Below are 18,642 nucleotides of genomic sequence, written 5' to 3' on the forward strand. Positions count from 1 at the left end.
TAAATTATTACATCAAAAATAGGTATAATTTTCATTTTGAAGAATAAATAATTAAGTATTAATACTTAATTTTGTTCACGAATACTTATTTTTGATTTAAAAAGCACGATTTAAACTGTCATATTTTTTAAATTACTACCTATGAAGAAGCTACCTCAACTAACATAAAAAGAAAATAAACCAATGAAAAAATTAACCACTACCCTATTTTTAACATTTTGCTTTATACAACTTACTCATAGCCAAACATTCGACCTTTCGGCAGACCTCCGCCCAAGATTTGAGTACCGACATGGATACGGCTCTCTTTTTCCCGATGATGCAGACCCAGCGGCCTTTGTTACACAACGCTCAAGGCTTAATTTTAATTATACTGATGAAAAACTAAAACTGATGCTGAGCGTACAAGATGTAAGTACATGGGGCGATACCCGGCAAACTTCCCCAGTAGACGGAAACGATTCGTTTTCATTATTTCAGGCTTGGGCAGAACTAAGCATTACTGAAAATTGGGCCATTAAGGCAGGACGGCAAAGTATTGCTTATGACAACGAGCGTATTTTTGGTGCCCTAGACTGGGCCATGCAAGGCAGATTTCATGATGCAGCACTTATTAAATACCGAAACGATGGTTTTATGGCCGATGCAGGTTTTGCCTTCAGCCAAACAGAAATATCCAATGAAGGCACCGCATATGATGTTCCGGGCTTTTTTACCTATAAGACCATGCAATACCTTTATGCACAAAAAAGTTGGGAAAAAGCATCGGCCAGTCTTTTGTTTTTGAATACCGGGTTTCAAAATTTTGATGAAGACGATGAGGCCGATGGCGTTTATTACACCCAAACGTTAGGTTCTTATTTTAAGTTTCCTGTTTCCGTAATCGGCATTTCGGGGAGTTTTTACTATCAATTTGGCAAGGCATATCCCGTAAATGTTGATTTAAGTGCCTACGAATTCATGCTTGAAGCAAGCTACAAACCTGTAAACACATTGTTTGCACTGGGCTTTGAAGCCATGAGCGGATCGGATCAAGGTGGGAGCGACAATAATTCTTTTTTCCCGCTTTACGGTACCAATCATGCTTATAATGGATTTATGGATTATTTTTATGTTGGCAACTATGCCAATAGTGCCGGTTTGAACGATCTTTATGGAAAAGTGGTCTGGAAAACAGGAGAAAAATCAGATTTACTTGTTTCTGCACATTATTTTGGTGCCAACGGCGACCTTGCCAATGATGCCGATGCTTATTTGGGCACGGAAATAGACTTGCAGTTTACCCAAAAACTCATGAAGTTTGCTACCCTTAAAGTAGGTTATTCGCATATGTTTGCCTCAGAAAGTATGAGCTTGATTAAAGACGGAAGGCCGAACGACAATTCCAACAATTGGGCATGGGCCATGCTGGTAATCAACCCGACGCTTTTTACTCATACCATAAAATAAATGCCTAAACGTTAACTATTTTTGTTAACACATAGCCTTTATCAACATTGCCGGTAACAGTGTCCAGCATATTATTTTCCAAGCTGTTGGCAAATACATTGTCTTGTTTGTTGGATGTATCTGGATTTATGTGGTACACATTTGTACTATAGCCCGAACTGGATAAATCTTCCTAAAAAACAGATAATGTTGCCGGCATGAGTACCAATGTACCCATGCCAACCATACTTTTTTTATAAATTTCTTTCTGTCTACCTTTTTGCTTTTTCTATTTAATTCCCAACCTATCAAAAAAATCTTCCTTATAACTATCTCCAATGGGAATCCTCATGTCGTCAATTACTACTTTATTTTTCTGTATTGTTTTTATATAGTGCACATTAATGGCAAAAGACCTGTGTATCCTTACAAAATCCCTGTCGGGCAATTTGCTCAATAAATCTTTAAAGCTCATCAGGGTAAGAATGGGTTTGTTGGTACCCAGAATATGGACCTTTAAATAATCTTTCAGCCCTTGAATATATTTAATTTCTTCAATATTTACTTTTATATTTTCGTAATCTGCTTTAATGAAAATAAAATTTTCTGCCTTCTTTTCTTCTCCTGTAGAGGGAAACACATTGGTTGTCATTGATAAACTTCTATTTGTTATAATTTCTTTTGCCCTTGATACAGCTTTTATAAACCGATGATAGGGTATTGGTTTTACCAAATAATCTACTGCATTGAGTTCAAATCCTTCAACTGCATATTGGGAATATGCCGTTGTGAAAATAAACAGCGGTTTATTGTCTAATGAATTTATAAAGTCAATTCCGTTAATCTGGGGCATTTCGATGTCGGAAAAAATAAGATCGACCTTCTTTTCCTTTATAATCGAAATGGAATCTAGGGCATTTGTATAAATACCAACGAGCTCGATAAAATCTATTTTGCTACAATATTCCTTAATAAGGTCTATTGCCAATGGTTCATCATCAATTATTATACATTTCATTTTCAGCAATATAAATAGTTAAACTTATTGAATAATAATCCCCATCATTTTCAATTTTTAGTTCGTGCCTGCCAGGATATAATAATTTTAACCGGTTTTGAACATTTTGTAGCCCGATACCGGAACTGTCGGGCGATTTTTTAATTATCCCGATTTTGTTTTTTATAAAAAAGAAGACATTGTCGTTATTAATGGTAATGTTTATTTTTACTTCTGTGTTCCCTTTATAATCTGTTCCATATTTAAAAGCATTTTCTATAAACGATATAAACAATAAGGGGCGTATTACCTTTCCCTTAGCGTCTCCGTATATGTTTATGGTAACGCGTTCGTGGTTGGAGAGCCGCAATCGTTGCAATTGTATATAATTGTGTATATAATTTAGTTCTTTTTCCAGGGAAACCATGTCTTTATTGGCCTCATAGATCATGTACCTCATCAATTCCGAAAGGTTTAAAATGGCTTCGGGTGTATCTGAGGATTTTTTTATAGATAAGGTATATACAGCGTTTAGCGAATTGAACAAAAAATGGGGGTTCAATTGGGTTTTTAAAAATTGTAATTCGGAATGTACTTTTTCATGCTCTGTTTTTTCCCTGACGCGTTCGTTTTTATTCCATTCGACATACATCCTAATAATTGCCCCGATGATAAAATAAAACATCAAATTGATTGTTGGCCCGATAAGCATTCTAAATTTAAAATAGACATTTCCTGCTATGTCGTCTTTTGATAACTGCAAAGGAAAACCGTCAAGAGAATGGGCCCTAATAGACATTACCGAATGGCGTCCGGGTATTGTTCCGGGAATTGGGAACTCCGGGGGCAAAAAAGTGTCTACCAGATAGCTACAAACAAGGATTACAAAAACCGAAATCAGTACATAAATTAGTATTCTTTTTTTCAATAAAAAATAAGGCACCAATACATAATAGTTAAGGTAAAATAAGACAATGTTTACCAAAAACCTCGGGGATAAATTAGAAAACACATCAACAACGCCAGTGCGGCTGTAGGATTGAAAAAGCATTACCCCATATAGGCACGACCACACCAATATGTGTAGTATTATTTCTTTTTTTATGGACTGCTTGTTTTCCATATAATCCTTCTAATTTACCTAATTTTAATTTGCAAGCTGTCCAACACTTCTTTTTGGAGATAAGGTATCTTTTTATTTTTTAACCGGTTTACCACTAACGAAGCTGTTTTTTTTGCATCATCTTTTGATAAAAATGGCTGTTTTGCGGAAATTGCCGGGATATATTCCTGCCGTATCACTCTAGTGCCTTTATATGTAATTTCGTACCCATAACCACCATTTACATCGATAACAGTGTATTTTAGCTTTTCCTCTTGTTTTTCGCTTAAAAAAAACCATCCGAAAATTAAAATACAAACACCTGCCAATATCATTATTTTTGTTTTGTCCCACTTCATATAAAAAACCTATTTTTTTATAAGGGGGCTATCCACACCCCCTTTTAAAACTCAACAAACAAGCAAGTAACACCTTGCTTTAATCTTCATCGTCGTATTCCATATCCGGGAAAAACTCATCCAGGTCGTCGAGGTAAAGGCTTCCGGTTTTTCCTAGCCCTACAAAAGCCCTGCTACCGTTACAAAATGCAATTGCATCTTGCCTGGACGAGCCTTCAAATCCGGTTACTTCTTCCCAGGTGTCATTTAGTGGGTTGTATTGCCAAGCAGAGGCTACAGCCCCATTTTGTGCTCCGCTTACTATATAGCCATACCCGTTTAAAGAAAAGCTTACAGCATTGCTACGCGCAATAGCATAGCTATCTTCTTCATCAAGGTCCAATAATTTAGCCCATGTTTCTGTGGATGGGTCGAACTTCCAAAAATCATCGGTATAAACCCCGTTTGAAACTCCTGTTCCAAAATATACCATATTGCCTATTACAAAAGCTGATGCCGCCCTTTTTTTGTTGCCACCATATCCTTCAATTTCTGTCCAAGCATTTGTAGTTGGGCTGTATTTCCAAAAGTCCTTTCTGTCGTTGTCGCCGTCAAAGCCTGTTCCAAAATAACCATATCCATTTACGCTAAAAGCTGTTGCGCTCCGTCTGGCCGTTCCCGGAAAATTGGCTATTTGGACCCACGTATTTGTTTTCGGGTCGTACTGATAAAAATCGCCCAGCTCATCAAGTCCATCGTAACCAGAACCTATATATCCCTTACCATCAACATCAAAGCCTACGCCCGCACTTCTTGGAGCACCGGGAAAATCTGCTTTTTGCGACCAGTAATTCCCTTCCATATCATAGCTCCAAAAATCGTTTAGGTAATCATCTCCATCATATCCTACGCCCATATATCCCATTCCGTCAATTGTAAAGGCAGACGAACCGCTACGGGGCCTGCCATCGAATATGGAACGGTCCATCCAATTTCCCATTTCTTCTTCATCATCATCAGAAGAACAGGCTATAAATACAAATGTTGTAAACAACAATAGTGCGAAATAATTCAATTTTCTAAATTTCATCATATATAATTCTATTAATTAACTCAATATTATCATTTTCGGAGTAAAACTAATACGAAGGAAAAAGAGTCAAAAATGGAATATATCAACCTGTATTTTTAACAGACCAATCTGCCATTTTTATCTACAAACTGCGCAAAGATTGTTCGTCGATTATATTCATAAATTGGTATAGACATTCGCCTTGAAAGTAGAATAAGGTTTTTACTGTTTTAATACACAGTTACATTTACCAAAAAAAATACATGAGATACCTTGTTTCTTTAGTTTGCTTGTTAAGTATGTTGGTTGTTTTGTCTTGTACCGAAAGTAGTGATTACGATCCTGATTTTAATGTGGGAGACTCTTTTGCCGATAGCCAATTGAGGGTTATACAAATAGACACACTTTCCCTAGAAACCTCTACCATGCAATTTGATAGTTTAATTACTTCAACCAGCAATAGGATTTTAATTGGGTCTTATAACGACCCAGAGTTTGGAACCGTAACGTGTGCTAGTTTTTTTGAGGTGCTCCCTGAAAATTTCAGCATTAATAGTGAAGCTGTTTACGACAGTATTGTTATGTATATGAAATATGACAGTTATTATTACAACGACACACTTCAATTAAACGAAATCCACATAAAAAAGGTAACCGAACAGCTAAAACCGAAAAAAAATGCCTTTTATAATACAAGCAATATTGCATACAGCAATGAAGATATAAGCATGTTGGCATACTACCCCCGGCCCATGGAGGGCGACACCATTTCCATAAAAATGGACAATGTTTTGGGAGCGACTATTTTTGATAAAATTCAAACAAAAAACATTACCAATACTGACGAGTTTAAGGCATTTTTAAAAGGTATTATGCTTCGGCCCGGCGGAGAAAGTGGCAGTATTATAGGCTTTTCAACCGATGAAACGCTTTGCTTTATACGCCTTTTCTATTCTACTGCCGGAGAAACCGGAAGCACTCAAGATTATATCGATTTAAAAATAAACAAAGGCAGCGAGCATCCTACCTTTTTTAATCAAATTACCGCCAAGGACGCCAATCAATATCTGGAAAAACTCACCGATCAAGAAGAAAGCATGCCCAGCACTACTTCAGAAAACAAAACGTTTATACAAGCCGGGACCGGAATTACAACACAAATTAAATTTCCGACCATAAAATCGCTTTACGATATCGAAGGCACCGGTACCATTTTGGAAGCCACTTTGATAATTAATCCTTCCATTGACACTTACAACGATTATTTATCGCTTAAAGATACCCTAAATCTTTACCTGACAGATAGGAACAATGTCCTTTCATCTCAACTTACATATGCTGACGGAACGGCGGTAAAGGCGGTTTTAAACAAGAACAATCTTGAGTTTAACGAAATTTATTATACCGTTCCCATTGGGGCTTATGTAGAGTTTCTGCTTACAAACGAGACCGAGACTGATCAAGCTATTGCCCTGTTGCCAACCGATTACACTTCCAGCGTTGACAGGATGATATTAAATGGCCCTGAATCCGCCAATAATGCCATTAAGTTACAATTAATTTATACCGTTTATGACCGCGAAAACTAAAAACAGCATCCTTCTTTTTATACTTATCATTACCAAAGTTACCGCACAATCCGAAAGTTTAACAAGTTCTCCTTATTCACTTTACGGGCTGGGCGTAATTAACCAAACCAGTATTGGCAAGGTAAATGCCATGGGTTATAGCGGCATTGGCATGAAGTCGGTTGGATATATCAATAACCTCAACCCGGCATCATATGCGCTGATTCCTCAAAACAATTTTTTATACGATTTGGGTGGAAAAGCCGAGATAAATACCTATGCCAACAAGTTTAACAGTGAAAAAAATACAAGTTTCAACTTTTCAAACCTTGCCTTTGCTTTTCACATAACAGAAAAAATGGGAGCCGGGGTAACCCTTATTCCATACAGCCATGTTGGGTATTCTTTGGTAGGGCTCGAAACCAACATAGAAGGTTCTACCGAAACCGTTAAAACCAATGCACAAGGAACCGGTGCATTAAACGATTTAAGTTTTAATTTTGGCTACAGTCCATTTTCAAACTTCAGGATCGGGCTCAATGCCGCCGTGTTATTTGGCAATATTGAAGAAGAGGAATCCTTTAGCCTTAATACTTCTTCTTTTCTTTTGAATGAACAAACCTCCTACTCCGGCATACAATTGGGCATAGCAACCCAATTTGACATTACCGACGATATTTCCCTTGGAGGGATTTTGAAGCTTCCTTCAACCCTTAACGGAAGTCTAAGCCGTTCAATCTATAAAACTCTCGACTATAACAGCACAACCGTTGAAGAAAATATTGAAGGTAATGCTGATGATTTTGAACTCCCTTTGCATTTTGGCGTAGGATTTAGTGCAACCCTTTTTGATAAAAATTTATTGTTCAATGTCGATTACCAAAAAAGATATTGGGGAAAAACCGGGCAAAACGACCATATTGGTGAATATACCGATCAAAACATATATGCCCTTGGTCTTGAATATGCCAATAAATCCAGAAACACAAAGTATTTCCAACGCATAGCATATCGGGCTGGTTTTAATTTTGATGATGGCTATCTTTCCGTAAATAACAATAAAATAAACAGTTACAGCATTACCGCAGGCCTTGGCTTGCCGTTGAGTGCCCGTAACAGTTCTGCATTAAACATTTCGTACAGCTATGGTCAAAAAGGGCAAATAAACAATATTCTGATTCAAGAAAATTATCATTTAATTACCATCAACCTTAGTTTACAAGACTTTTGGTTTGTAAAGCGTTTGGTAAAATAAAATACCTTTATTCAACTTGTTTTGACTTTTTAGCCGAATTAAAAAATCAAGACGGGTTTATTGCTTTCTTCTTAAAAAAAGAAACAAGTATACCAAGCCGATCAAAACCACCACGGAAGACAATAAAAATGTTTGCGAAATCCTTATGATGCTATTTTGGTAGTACCAACCCGAAAGCAAGGCCCCAATACCAATTCCCGCTTCTAGGGCAATATACATGGTTGCCATGGCTTTTCCACGCGCTTCCCGCTTGCTCATATCGATAGTCCATGCATTTAACAATGGCGATAGAACGCCCATGCCTATACCGTATAAAACCCCTCCAACAACAAATACAATAAACGAGGATGCTACTCCAATGACAATAACCGCAATAGCCAGCACGATTAAGCCGATAAAGATTAAACTGGTTCTTCCATATTTATCAGAAGCTTTTCCTGCAATAAAACGCACCAACAAAGATGAAACGGTAAAAACAATAAAGAACATCCCCTTATTTTGTATATCAAGGTGCGTGGTCCAGTCGGGAATTAATGTTAAGATAATTCCATAAGAAATGTAACACAAAAAGGTGAGGATGGCTGCCGGAAGTACCTCTACAGCAATGATGTCCCGTCTGGAAATTTTTAAGAGCGACCAACTGAATTTTCTTTTTGATTCGAGCGTTTCTTTCATGTTCACTATAATCAACATGGATAAAAAAGCACATACCGAAGAAAGGTAAAAAAGCGTATCAAAAGAGTAATACATTTTAATATAACTTCCAAATGCAGGCCCGACCGCCATTCCTGTGCTATAAAACAGGCTTTGCATACCAATGGCCTCGCCCCAGGAGCGTTGCGGTGTAATGTCGGCCACATATGCAGAAGTTGCCGTTGGCTTAAATCCTGTAGAAAACCCATGGAGCAGCCTTAAGAACAAAAAACCAAAAACCGAATGAAGCATGGGGTACAATACTCCACAGAGTACACATACCAAAGCTCCAAAGATCATCACGGGTACCCGGCCCACGGTATCGGTAATCCTCCCGCTAAAGGGGCGACACATACCGGCGGTAAAAGTGAACAGGGCAATAATAAGCCCAATGTACTGCGAACCGCCAAGCGAACTTAAATATGCCGGAAGCTCTGGGATAAGCATGTTGTAGCTTGCCGAAAACAACAACGAACTAAAACACACCATTCCAAATTTTAAATTATATACCGGATGGGTTTTATAATGCACAATTACATTTCTTATTTGGCCCATTTTAATTTTAAATATCTTTGTCTTTCATTATGGACACAAAGAAATAACAAGCTCGTTAAACTGAAAAGGACATTTGTCCGATGTGATAAAAATGATACGAAAAAACGCCGATTTACTTCAGTACATAACAAAAGTGCTTATCCACAAAACCGATAATAAATTGCTTGAGGTACTTTATAGCCCCACTGAAATAATACTGGATCAACGCAAAAAAGTTTTTTATGTGCACATTATAAAATCTGGAATGGCCAAATGCTACCTCACCGAAGACAATGGAAACGATTTTATACAGGAATTTTTTAGCGAAGGCGAAATATTTGGAGAACTTGAAGCCATTAACGGCGATTTAAGCTTTTGTTGCATCGAAGCCATAACTCCAGTACAGGCCTATAAAATAGAAGCGCAGTATTTTAACACGCTTTTGGAAAAAGATCCAACTTTTAACAAGCTAATTTTAAAAGCGCTGGCAAAAAAGCTAAATTATACTGCTATCCGCCATGCTTACAATCAATCGCATACCCTTGAAGACAACTTGTTAAGGCTACAAAAACAATATCCGGCTCTTATAGAACAGATATCCAAGCAAGATATTGCCAATTATTTGGGCATAACGGTACGAAGCTTAAACCGTTCGTTAGCGAAACTAGGCATTTAGTATAATAAAATGGAGTATATGGTGCTTGAAAATATTCAATACCGCACTATTGCTCGATCCAATCTATGATACTTTCGTCTGTTGGTAAAGTTTTCGGCGAAATTACCTTGGCCACGTGGCCGTTTTGGTCAATGAGGTATTTTTGAAAATTCCAAGCTACTTCAGAATCTTCGACCCCGTTTTTACTTTTTTCAGTTAAAAAATGATACACGGGGTGCATATCTTCCCCTTTTACCGATATTTTGCCCATCATAGGAAAAGTAACCCCGTAATTGGCTTGGCAAAATTTAGCGATCTGCTCGTTATTTCCCGGTTCTTGGCCCGCAAAATTATTGGCCGGAAAACCTACAATAACAAAGTTGCTATTTTTATATGCATCATAAAGTTCTTGCAATTGTTCATATTGAGGTGTTAATCCGCATTCGCTTGCCGTGTTGACAATCATTATTTTCTTCCCTTTTAAATCTTCAAAAGAAAAAGTCCCGCCATTGATATCTTCAACCGTAAACTTATATATTGTTTTATTTTCCATGTTGTCTGTGCTTTGTGCCTTTAGCATCATGCTACATAGCACTAAACCGTATAAAAGTATCTTTTTCAATGGTTTTAAATTTAAATTGAAGGTACAAAAATTATGCATTAAAAAACAATTAACTTATAATTTACAGCCTCTCTGAAGCCTCCTTTATAATTTCCTTCAACCGGGTTTTTAAACTTTCGGGTTGCAATATGGTGGCATAATCGGCAAACATTAAGTACCAACGGGCAAAACCGTTCATGACATCGGTCGTCATAAAAGTCATTTCTACTTCGTTCCCCTCTATTTTTTCCTCTACAAAACCATAATACTTGCAATTGTATTTTATGTATTTGGCTATTTGCTTTTCTATGCGTATTACCACCTTGGTTTTGGCTGTTTCTGTTTCTTTTTTGCGGTGGTCTTCCAAAGCACCATGCTCCAACACAAAGGGGGTTTGTGTGCGTTTAATCTGTACCATCCGGTCTGTTCGAAATTGCCTGTAATCTTTACGGAGGTGGCAATAGGCCATAATGTACCAAAAATTATTTTCATGAAAAAGGCCCACGGGTTCTATCAATCTATCGGTATGTGCATCGGCATGAAGGGCTTCGTATTTTAAAAATATCTGCTTCTTTTCGGCAATACTTTCAAATATAATTTCCAGTGCATTGGGAATGTTTTTATTAAACAAATCTTGTGCCGGCCGTATGGCAATTTGCGATTCTATGGCACTTATCCAATCTTTTTCATGTCCTCGTAAAACCGACCTTATTTTATACATGGCCGCTTCAAAATATGCGCCCAGGGATTCATCGGTGTAGTGCTGCATCAACTTTTCGGCCGCAATAAAACTGCCTGCCTCTTCTTTGGTGAACATTACCGGAGGAAGCCGATAACCTTCCATTATACTATACCCTACCCCTGCTTCGCTTACAATGGGCACCCCCGATGCTTCGAGCGTTCTTATATCCCTATAAATGGTCCTTAAACTTACTTGAAAACGATCGGCCAGATCCTGTGCCTTTACTATTTTTTTGGACTGAAGCTGTATAAGAATAGTAACGATCCGGTCGAAACGTTTTATGGTATCATCACTCATAATGGTTTGACATATATCCCAAAGATAAGACTTCCAGAAAAAGTATGTTTGCTGAAAAGACATTACTTTTTTAATAATAAAATTTTTAGCACCCCTATTTTCATCGGTTCAATTTTTTTGTGTTCTACAAAGTAAAGGCAGGTTCATGACAACCTTATGTCAACAGGGTTTATGTTTAATGAATTTATTTTGAATGATTTACATATAAAAAAATAGAAGTATGTTATTATTTTAATCTTTTTTAAAAAACTTTTTTTTCTACTGACATAGGGCTGTCATACACCGCTTTTAATTTTGGTATCAAGAAATAATAATCAGTAAAAAATTTAAATCATGGAAAATTCAAACACATCAACCGTAAAAAGCGCAACAGTTATTACCCCTGAAGAATTATTTGCTCATTGGCAAGGGCACAGAGACCTTACCAGACGTACCATTGAAGCGTTTCCCGAAAAGGAATTCTTTACCTACAGTATTGGTGGAATGCGCACCTTTGCCGAAATGGTCATGGAACTTCTGGCCATAGCCTCGCCCGGGATTAAAGAAATAGTAACTGGGAAAACAGAAGAATTTAAAGAGCATGTTGACCATAAAAACAGTAAAAAGGTAATTTTAGAACTGTGGGATAAAACCACCGGAGAACTCAACGAATACTTTCCTAAAATTAAAGAAGAAGATTTCCATAAAGCCATTAAATCCTTTGGACAATACGAAGGAACGGTACAATCTTCTATCTTCTATTTTATTGATAATGAAATTCATCACCGGGGTCAAGGGTTTGTATATTTAAGAAGTTTAAACATTGAGCCTCCTTTTTTCTGGGAGCGCGATAAATAAAAAAGCTAAAAATGAATGTATTCGTTTTTAAAACCAGTGTAAACAATCAAAAAGACATCAAAAGGTTGCAAAATCCATTAAACCAATTGATGCATCAAAACGAACAGTGGAGTTTCGACCTAGAGGACTGCGATAACATCCTCCGGGTCGAGTCTCTTCAAGTAAAAGCCTATAATATAGCCAATACACTTAACATATTGGGTTTTTCTTGTGAAGAGATTTAAAATCTTATGAATCTTTTAAAAAAAAACTTATGATTTCAGTAATCGTTACTTACAAAGTAAAAAAGGATTTTGTAGGTCGGAATAAAACCAACATACAAAAGTTTATAACCGATTTTGAGCAGTTAAACACTTCCTTGTTTCAATACAATGTATTTACCAAACAAGATGGAATTACCTTTGTGCACCATTCTCTGTATAAAAATGAAGATATACAAAAAGATGTTTTAAATACCGCTTCTTTTGTACGGTTTCAAAAAGAAAGGGACACCCTTGGTCTTGACGAAAAACCCGAAATTGAATTTATCAATTTAGTGGCGGCCACCAAGCATCAATAGAAAAGGTGTAAATGCTTATTTACTTATAACTATGGAATCAAGGAGCAGGAAAAACCTTGAGTTCTTTAGCTCTTTGATTCCATATTTCTTCCATTTCCTTCACTATACCGGGAAACTGTTGGGCAATATTGGTGGTTTCTGTCCTGTCTTTGGTAAGGTTATACAACTCCCAAGGGGTATCGTTGTGGTGCCTTACCAGTTTATAGCTCCCTTTTCTTAAGGCAGCACCACCAAAATGCTCCCAAAAATAAACTTTTGTGCTATCTACCGCAGTATTTTCTGTAATAATGGGGAGAATGGAATTTCCTTCGGTTGGGGTTATTTCGTGCTCCTTAAAACTTTTTGGGTATGTGGCACCTGCCAAATCAATACATGTGGCCATTAAATCTACCACATGGGCCGATTGCTCCCTTACTGCGCCTTTTTCCTTGATCCCTTTGGGCCAATGCACGATAAAAGGAGTTGTAATTCCACCTTCGTATTCTTGGGCTTTCCAATAACGAAAAGGCGTATTGGCCACATTTGCCCATACTGGGCCTATGCCTGCAAGCACGGTTTGCGAACCGGGCAACGAATCTTTTTCTACGGGAAAAATAACTGTTCTTCCGTCTCGTGTACTTCCAGCTCGGTCGAATCCCGGACCGTATTTTGATGGCCTTTCTGAACTTGCTCCATTATCTGACAGAAAAAATATAACTGTATTGTCCAACTCTCCTTCAGCTTCCAATTGGTCTACCAATTTCCCTATGTTTTTATCGAGTATGTCTACCATGGCTGCATGCACTGCCATGGCTTTGGCATCCCAAACTTTGTCTTGGTTTTCGTTCCATTTTTTCTCGGGAAACATAAAATTGGACAATGCCACATTGCTTTTAAGCACGCCTTTTTCTATTAACCGCTTGTAACGGGCTTGCCTAATGGCCCTCCAGCCTTTGGTATATATACTGTCGTATTTGGCAATAACATCTTCTGGTGCTTGTATGGGCCAATGCGGCGCACAATGTGCCACATACAAAAAGAATGGTTCTTTTTGCTTGGAAAATTGCTTTACATAGGCTACCGAGGAATCCCCGATGGCATTGGTATGGTAATAATCTTTTGGGACATCCATAACCTGTTTGTCCCCGTTTACCAAGCTAAACGGATCGAAATAATCTACCACGCCCCATATATTCCCATAATATTTATCAAACCCCCTATGCGTTGGGTAGGTTGCCGTATCAGAAAAGGCACCGTAATTTTCTTGGTGCGCCAGCCATTTTAACTGCTTTTCGCTTTCAAGTTCGTTTGTTTGAGACACATGCCACTTCCCTACCATTCCCGTTTGGTAGCCAACTTTTTTTAATACCTCGGCAATTGTTACGGTATTGTCGCCCAGATAACCTTTGTAACCCGGCTGGCCCTGATCCATCGTCATGCGCCCTATTCCAGCTTGGTGCGAATACAAACCTGTAAGCAAGGATGCCCTTGAAGGGCAACAGCGCGACGTATTGTAAAAAGCGTTAAACCTAAGTCCGTTTTCGGCAAGTTTATCCAAATTTGGAGTATGTATCTCCCCGCCATAGCAACCTGCATCAGAAAAACCCATATCGTCTGCCATGACAATTACGATATTTGGCCGTTTATCTTCTGAAGCCTTTTTTTCTGAACTTTTTTTACATCCGGAAAGTAAAAGAATTCCTGTTATTAATAGAAAGCCGGTATATCTTGGGCATATGTACTTCAACATCTTGTCTTGCGGTTAATGATTAATAAGAGTTAAAAGTACTTTTTTTATTTAATTTTTAAAAGAAATAATACTAAAACGTTTTATGATGCCAATGAAAATTTAGATAAAATGCCTGTTGCAACTAAAAAATCATGGGAAATTAATGCTGCACGGCTTCTAATAATTTTTGAAAAGAAACAGTGTCCTGAGTTCCAGAGTTCATGTTTTTTAAAGTAAATGTAGCCTCGTCTATTTCTTTTGAGCCTGCCAAAACCACATATGGGACATTGCGTTTATTGGCATAGGTCATTTGTTTTTTCATTTTGGCATTGTCTGGATACAGTTCGGCCTTAATTCCTGCTTCGCGAAGTTTTGTAATGGCTTTTAGGCAATAAAGAGCTTCCTTATCACCAAAATTTAAAAAGAGGACTTTTGTATTTTCGCTTACCGAACTGGGAAACAGCCCGAGTTCTTCCAATACAAGGTATATTCTGTCCAGCCCGAAAGAAATGCCGACACCACTTACATCTTTGAGTCCGAAAATTCCCGTAAGGTCGTCGTAACGGCCACCACCGCCAATGGAGCCCATTTTTACCTCGGCTGGTGCAGCAACCTCAAAAATAGCACCGGTGTAATAGTTAAGTCCGCGTGCCAAAGTAACGTCGAGTTCCAAAGCAGCCCCTTTCAAGCCAATTGCATCAATGGCATGGAGAATAAACTCCAATTCTTCAACCCCTTTCGTGCCTTCATCAGATGTTGATAAAAGTGATTTTAGGCTTTTTAACTTTTCAGCATTAGCACCATCAAAAGCAAATAAAGGCTGTACTTTTTCAATAGCTTCTTTGCTTATGCCCTTTTCCAGCATTTCTTTTTTAACACCATCTTCACCAATTTTATCCAGTTTGTCCAAGGCAACGGTAAAATCTATCAGTTTGTCTTTGGCACCAATAACCTCTGCAATCCCGGAAAGGATTTTTCGGTTGTTTATCTTAATGGTTACATTTTTCAGACCAAGTGAATTGAAGACGGCATCATACAATTGCACAAACTCCACTTCCTGCCAAAGCGATGTGGAACCAACCACATCGGCATCGCATTGATAAAATTCCCTAAAACGTCCCTTTTGGGGGCGGTCTGCGCGCCAAACCGGTTGTATTTGATAACGCTTAAACGGCAAATCTATTTCGTTTTGGTGCATTACCACATAGCGGGCAAAGGGAACGGTAAGATCGTAGCGCAAGGCTTTTTCGGAGATTTTAGGGGTCAAGGCATTGGCATCTTTTTTTGCAAAAAGTTCATCGTTCACTTTAGAAAGGAAGTCACCCGAATTCAAAATTTTAAAAATCAAGCGGTCGCCTTCATCGCCATATTTCCCCATCAACGTCTCAGAGTTTTCAAAACTCGGCGTTTCAATAGGAAGGAAGCCAAATACCTCGAAATGTTTCTTAATGGTATTTATAATATAGTTACGCTTGGTAACTTCCTCAGGGGTAAAATCCCTTGTTCCTTTAGCTATGCTTGGTTTTTGTGCCATTATTTTTTGTTGGATGTTATGTTGCTATGGTGTTATGGTGTTATCTTGTTATGCTGTTATGGTGTTGTGTGCAATTTTATTATCAACGCTGAACTCTCAACTCTCAACTCTCAATTATCAATTCTCAATTCTAAAAGCTATTCATCAATAATATCATCAAAATATCTGTAAAGCTCGCCTTTGGTAATTACCCCGCCTTTTTCAATGAGCTCGAACTTATCTTTATTTACATCTTCAGAATACGCTTTGTTTGCGGTCATTATTTCTACTCCATCTTTTAAAAAGTTACTTTTAAACCACGCAAAGCCCTGATTTGTTGTTAGGTCCACGCCTGGCTGGTGTATTCTAATGGCGATAAGCTTCATTTCTTTATTTCCCAGGTAAAAAAGGTGCATTTCGGTAGCAGAGATATTTTCAATATAATGTACTTTCCCTAAAACTCCTTCCCAAATTAAATCGCTAAACACATCTATTTCTTCTTCGGCTACTTGGGGTTTGTTCTTTTTTATATCATCCCACTCATTGGCGGTAATAGATTGTGTAGCCAAAAAATTAATAAATTCCGGATGCATTTCTTCCAACTGCTCTTTTGTAAGTCTTCTATACTTCACCTATCTGCTGTTTAAGGTTTTGTGTTTGCAAAAATAAAAAAGAGGCTGATAAAATTAAATTTTTACCAACCTCTTTTATGTTATGCTGAATTGTTAATTACTTAGCTTCTGCAATTACTTCAAAAGGGAAATTAACTATTACTTCCCTGTGAAGCCTTATAGTTGCTTCATAAGGGCCAGCAACTTTTACATTACCACCTAAAATACTGATGTATTTCTTTTCTATGGCTATGTTTCCTTCTTTTTGAATGGTTTCAGAAAGGTCTGCATTGGTTACAGAACCAAATAATTTGTTTCCGGTACCGGCCTTAGCAGTAATTTTTAATTCCAATCCTTTTAATTGGTCTGCTATTTTTTGAGCATCGTCAACAATCTTTTTCTCTTTAAAAGCTCTTTGCTTTAAATTCTCAGCCAATACTTTTTTAGCAGAAGCGGTAGCCAGAATTGCTTGACCTTGCGGTATTAAAAAGTTACGTCCGTAACCGTTTTTTACAGTTACCACATCGTCCTTAAAACCTAAATTTTCTACGTCTTTCTTTAATATTAATTCCATGGTTACCTTGCTTTTATTTTAATAAATCTGCTACATAAGGCATTAAAGCTAAGTGACGAGCCCTTTTAATGGCTACAGAAACTTTTCTTTGGTACTTTAATGAAGTCCCGGTTAACCTTCTTGGTAAAATTTTACCTTGTTCATTAACCAATTTCAATAAAAAGTCTGGATCTTTATAATCAATATATTTGATGCCCGACTTTTTGAAACGACAATATTTTTTTGTCTTATTGGTCTCTATGTTCAATGGGGTAAGATATCTAATCTCCCCGTCTTTCTTTCCTTTTGCTTGTTGCTCTATAGATGACATAATGATTAAGCTTTTTCGTTAAGTTTTTTTCTTCTTTTCTCTGCCCAAGCGATTGCGTGCTTATCCAACTTAACAGTTAGGTAACGCATAATGCGCTCGTCGCGTCTAAATTCTAATTCGAATGGCTCAATTGCTTCTCCGGCAACTTTAAATTCAAAAAGATGGTAAAAACCACTTTTTTTGTTCTGGATCGCGTAGGCTAACTTTTTAAGCCCCCAATCTTCTTTCGATACAAATTCTGCCCCTTTTGAGGTTAAGAAATCTTCAAACTTCTTAACTGTTTCCTTTATCTGGGTCTCAGATAAAACGGGATTAAGAATGAAAACAGTTTCGTAATGATTCATAATCTGAATAAATATTATTAAATTTAAGGGTGCAAAAGTAAAATTAATTATTATAATAACAAAGTGCGACATGAATATTTCGATGAAACAAGGAGAAAATTCCCCTCTTACCCACATATTTTCCCTATTTCACAACATTTTCTTTGTTTCACCTTTGTTTTTTCACTAAAATTGTTGTGTTCAAACATCCAACCACTTAGCTGATAGAAATATGAGAATGAATTGTATTATCGTAGACGACTCGAGCATTCAGCGTATGTCTGTTGCCAGATTAATCAAGAACCACCCCATGCTCAACCTTGTGGCAGAGTACAGCAATGCCATTGAAGCAAGAAATGGCCTGAAGAAACAAAAGATCGACCTCATCTTTTTAGACATCGAAATGCCTGTAGTCAATGGCTTTGACCTCTTGGAAGCCCTTAACGAGCCTCCTCAAGTAATCTTAATCACCGGAAGTGCGCAATATGCACTAAAGGCATTTGATTATGATGTTACCGATTACCTTCATAAACCAATAACCCAGGAACGCTTTGAGGCTTCTGTTAAAAGGGCTCAGGAAAACTTTAAACTAAAAGTTGCCTCCAAAGAAGACGACGATCATATTTTTGTAAAAAGCAATCTTAAGAAAAGAAAGGTTTTTTTAAATGAAATCAATTGGGTGGAAGCCCTTGGCGATTATATTAAACTGGTTACAGATGAAGCAAACATTGTTATTCTTTCTACCATGAAGGCCTTTGAAAACGAACTGCCGGACGACCGCTTTTTAAGGATCCACAAATCGTACATTGTAAACCTGGACAAGGTAGAAAAATTTAACAGCAAAAACGTAGAGGTAAACGGAAAACAAATTCCGCTCAGCCGAAACAAAAAACAAGAACTATCTGAAGCATTAAACAATTCATAG

At 37.5% G+C, this 18,642-nt stretch carries 21 protein-coding genes; 8 read left to right on the forward strand and 13 right to left on the reverse strand.

Annotated elements, in window-relative coordinates:
* Positions 1 to 183 precede the first annotated feature (183 nt).
* Positions 184 to 1,449, forward strand: a complete 1,266-nt coding sequence (locus UXI14_RS12610; protein ID WP_335966443.1) for an alginate export family protein — start codon at positions 184 to 186, stop codon at positions 1,447 to 1,449.
* 268 nt (positions 1,450 to 1,717) lie between these two features.
* Here UXI14_RS12610 and UXI14_RS12615 read toward each other — a convergent pair whose 3' ends face one another.
* From UXI14_RS12615 to UXI14_RS12630, 4 genes are all read right to left on the reverse strand, one after another.
* A complete protein-coding gene (locus tag UXI14_RS12615; protein WP_277900647.1) occupies positions 1,718 to 2,446 on the reverse strand; it encodes a LytTR family DNA-binding domain-containing protein in 729 nt (242 codons plus the stop codon).
* Positions 2,427 to 3,548, reverse strand: coding sequence for a sensor histidine kinase (locus UXI14_RS12620; protein WP_335966444.1), 1,122 nt, complete (start codon positions 3,546 to 3,548; stop codon positions 2,427 to 2,429). Before UXI14_RS12620 ends, UXI14_RS12615 begins: the two co-directional genes overlap by 20 nt.
* Positions 3,549 to 3,562: 14 nt before the next feature.
* The gene (locus UXI14_RS12625) at positions 3,563 to 3,886 is read right to left on the reverse strand and encodes a DUF4907 domain-containing protein (protein WP_335966445.1); all 324 of its coding nucleotides are present in this window, start codon (positions 3,884 to 3,886) and stop codon (positions 3,563 to 3,565) included.
* Between the two features lie 79 nt (positions 3,887 to 3,965).
* Positions 3,966 to 4,958 (reverse strand): kelch repeat-containing protein, encoded by a 993-nt coding sequence (locus tag UXI14_RS12630; RefSeq protein WP_335966447.1) that lies wholly within the window; start codon positions 4,956 to 4,958, stop codon positions 3,966 to 3,968.
* Between the two features lie 242 nt (positions 4,959 to 5,200).
* Here UXI14_RS12630 and UXI14_RS12635 point away from each other — a divergent pair, with 242 nt between their 5' ends.
* Together UXI14_RS12635 and UXI14_RS12640 are read left to right on the forward strand one after the other, a co-directional pair.
* Positions 5,201 to 6,526 carry a DUF4270 family protein gene (locus UXI14_RS12635; RefSeq protein WP_335966448.1) on the forward strand — a complete coding sequence of 442 codons (1,326 nt, stop codon included), beginning with the start codon at positions 5,201 to 5,203 and terminating at the stop codon, positions 6,524 to 6,526.
* Positions 6,510 to 7,760 carry a hypothetical protein gene (locus UXI14_RS12640; RefSeq protein WP_335966449.1) on the forward strand — a complete coding sequence of 417 codons (1,251 nt, stop codon included), beginning with the start codon at positions 6,510 to 6,512 and terminating at the stop codon, positions 7,758 to 7,760. Before UXI14_RS12635 ends, UXI14_RS12640 begins: the two co-directional genes overlap by 17 nt.
* Before the next feature lie 57 nt (positions 7,761 to 7,817).
* Here the strand turns inward: UXI14_RS12640 and UXI14_RS12645 are convergent, their stop codons facing one another.
* Positions 7,818 to 9,008, reverse strand: a complete 1,191-nt coding sequence (locus UXI14_RS12645; protein ID WP_335966450.1) for an MFS transporter — start codon at positions 9,006 to 9,008, stop codon at positions 7,818 to 7,820.
* A gap of 91 nt (positions 9,009 to 9,099) precedes the next feature.
* Here UXI14_RS12645 and UXI14_RS12650 point away from each other — a divergent pair, with 91 nt between their 5' ends.
* Positions 9,100 to 9,663: a Crp/Fnr family transcriptional regulator gene (locus UXI14_RS12650; protein ID WP_277900641.1), complete on the forward strand. Its 564-nt coding sequence runs from the start codon at positions 9,100 to 9,102 to the stop codon at positions 9,661 to 9,663.
* A 46-nt stretch (positions 9,664 to 9,709) separates the two neighbouring features.
* Here UXI14_RS12650 and UXI14_RS12655 read toward each other — a convergent pair whose 3' ends face one another.
* The gene (locus UXI14_RS12655) at positions 9,710 to 10,222 is read right to left on the reverse strand and encodes a glutathione peroxidase (RefSeq protein ID WP_335966465.1); all 513 of its coding nucleotides are present in this window, start codon (positions 10,220 to 10,222) and stop codon (positions 9,710 to 9,712) included.
* Positions 10,223 to 10,325: 103 nt separating this feature from the next.
* Positions 10,326 to 11,282, reverse strand: a complete 957-nt coding sequence (locus UXI14_RS12660; RefSeq protein ID WP_277900640.1) for a YafY family protein — start codon at positions 11,280 to 11,282, stop codon at positions 10,326 to 10,328.
* Positions 11,283 to 11,615: 333 nt separating this feature from the next.
* On the opposite strand from UXI14_RS12660, the gene UXI14_RS12665 reads away from it, so the two are divergent.
* From UXI14_RS12665 to UXI14_RS12675, 3 genes are read left to right on the forward strand one after another with little or no spacing between them, the layout of a single operon-like run.
* Complete coding sequence (locus UXI14_RS12665; protein ID WP_335966451.1) at positions 11,616 to 12,119, forward strand: DinB family protein; 504 nt, start codon at positions 11,616 to 11,618, stop codon at positions 12,117 to 12,119.
* Positions 12,120 to 12,130: 11 nt separating this feature from the next.
* Positions 12,131 to 12,343 carry a hypothetical protein gene (locus UXI14_RS12670; RefSeq protein WP_277900638.1) on the forward strand — a complete coding sequence of 71 codons (213 nt, stop codon included), beginning with the start codon at positions 12,131 to 12,133 and terminating at the stop codon, positions 12,341 to 12,343.
* A 29-nt stretch (positions 12,344 to 12,372) separates the two neighbouring features.
* A complete protein-coding gene (locus UXI14_RS12675) occupies positions 12,373 to 12,678 on the forward strand; it encodes a hypothetical protein (protein ID WP_277900637.1) in 306 nt (101 codons plus the stop codon).
* A gap of 37 nt (positions 12,679 to 12,715) precedes the next feature.
* On the opposite strand, the gene UXI14_RS12680 is transcribed toward UXI14_RS12675, so the two are convergent.
* The 6 genes from UXI14_RS12680 to rpsF form a co-directional block, all read right to left on the reverse strand.
* Positions 12,716 to 14,407 carry an arylsulfatase gene (locus UXI14_RS12680; protein WP_335966452.1) on the reverse strand — a complete coding sequence of 564 codons (1,692 nt, stop codon included), beginning with the start codon at positions 14,405 to 14,407 and terminating at the stop codon, positions 12,716 to 12,718.
* Between the two features lie 139 nt (positions 14,408 to 14,546).
* Positions 14,547 to 15,920: a histidine--tRNA ligase gene (hisS, locus tag UXI14_RS12685; RefSeq protein ID WP_335966454.1), complete on the reverse strand. Its 1,374-nt coding sequence runs from the start codon at positions 15,918 to 15,920 to the stop codon at positions 14,547 to 14,549.
* Positions 15,921 to 16,057: 137 nt separating this feature from the next.
* Positions 16,058 to 16,531: a DUF6495 family protein gene (locus tag UXI14_RS12690; protein WP_335966455.1), complete on the reverse strand. Its 474-nt coding sequence runs from the start codon at positions 16,529 to 16,531 to the stop codon at positions 16,058 to 16,060.
* A gap of 97 nt (positions 16,532 to 16,628) precedes the next feature.
* Positions 16,629 to 17,084, reverse strand: a complete 456-nt coding sequence (rplI, locus tag UXI14_RS12695; RefSeq protein ID WP_335966456.1) for a 50S ribosomal protein L9 — start codon at positions 17,082 to 17,084, stop codon at positions 16,629 to 16,631.
* A 13-nt stretch (positions 17,085 to 17,097) separates the two neighbouring features.
* Complete coding sequence (gene rpsR, locus UXI14_RS12700; protein ID WP_202027488.1) at positions 17,098 to 17,394, reverse strand: 30S ribosomal protein S18; 297 nt, start codon at positions 17,392 to 17,394, stop codon at positions 17,098 to 17,100.
* Positions 17,395 to 17,399: 5 nt separating this feature from the next.
* On the reverse strand, positions 17,400 to 17,738 hold the full coding sequence (rpsF, locus tag UXI14_RS12705; protein WP_277900632.1) for a 30S ribosomal protein S6: 339 nt from the start codon (positions 17,736 to 17,738) through the stop codon (positions 17,400 to 17,402).
* Positions 17,739 to 17,949: 211 nt separating this feature from the next.
* Between rpsF and UXI14_RS12710 the strand changes: the two genes are divergently transcribed.
* Entirely contained in the window at positions 17,950 to 18,642 is a 693-nt protein-coding gene (locus UXI14_RS12710) for a LytTR family DNA-binding domain-containing protein (protein ID WP_335966457.1), read from the forward strand.

The sequence above is a fragment of the Galbibacter sp. PAP.153 genome, assembly GCF_037029175.1.
Lineage (GTDB): Bacteria > Bacteroidota > Bacteroidia > Flavobacteriales > Flavobacteriaceae > Galbibacter > Galbibacter pacificus.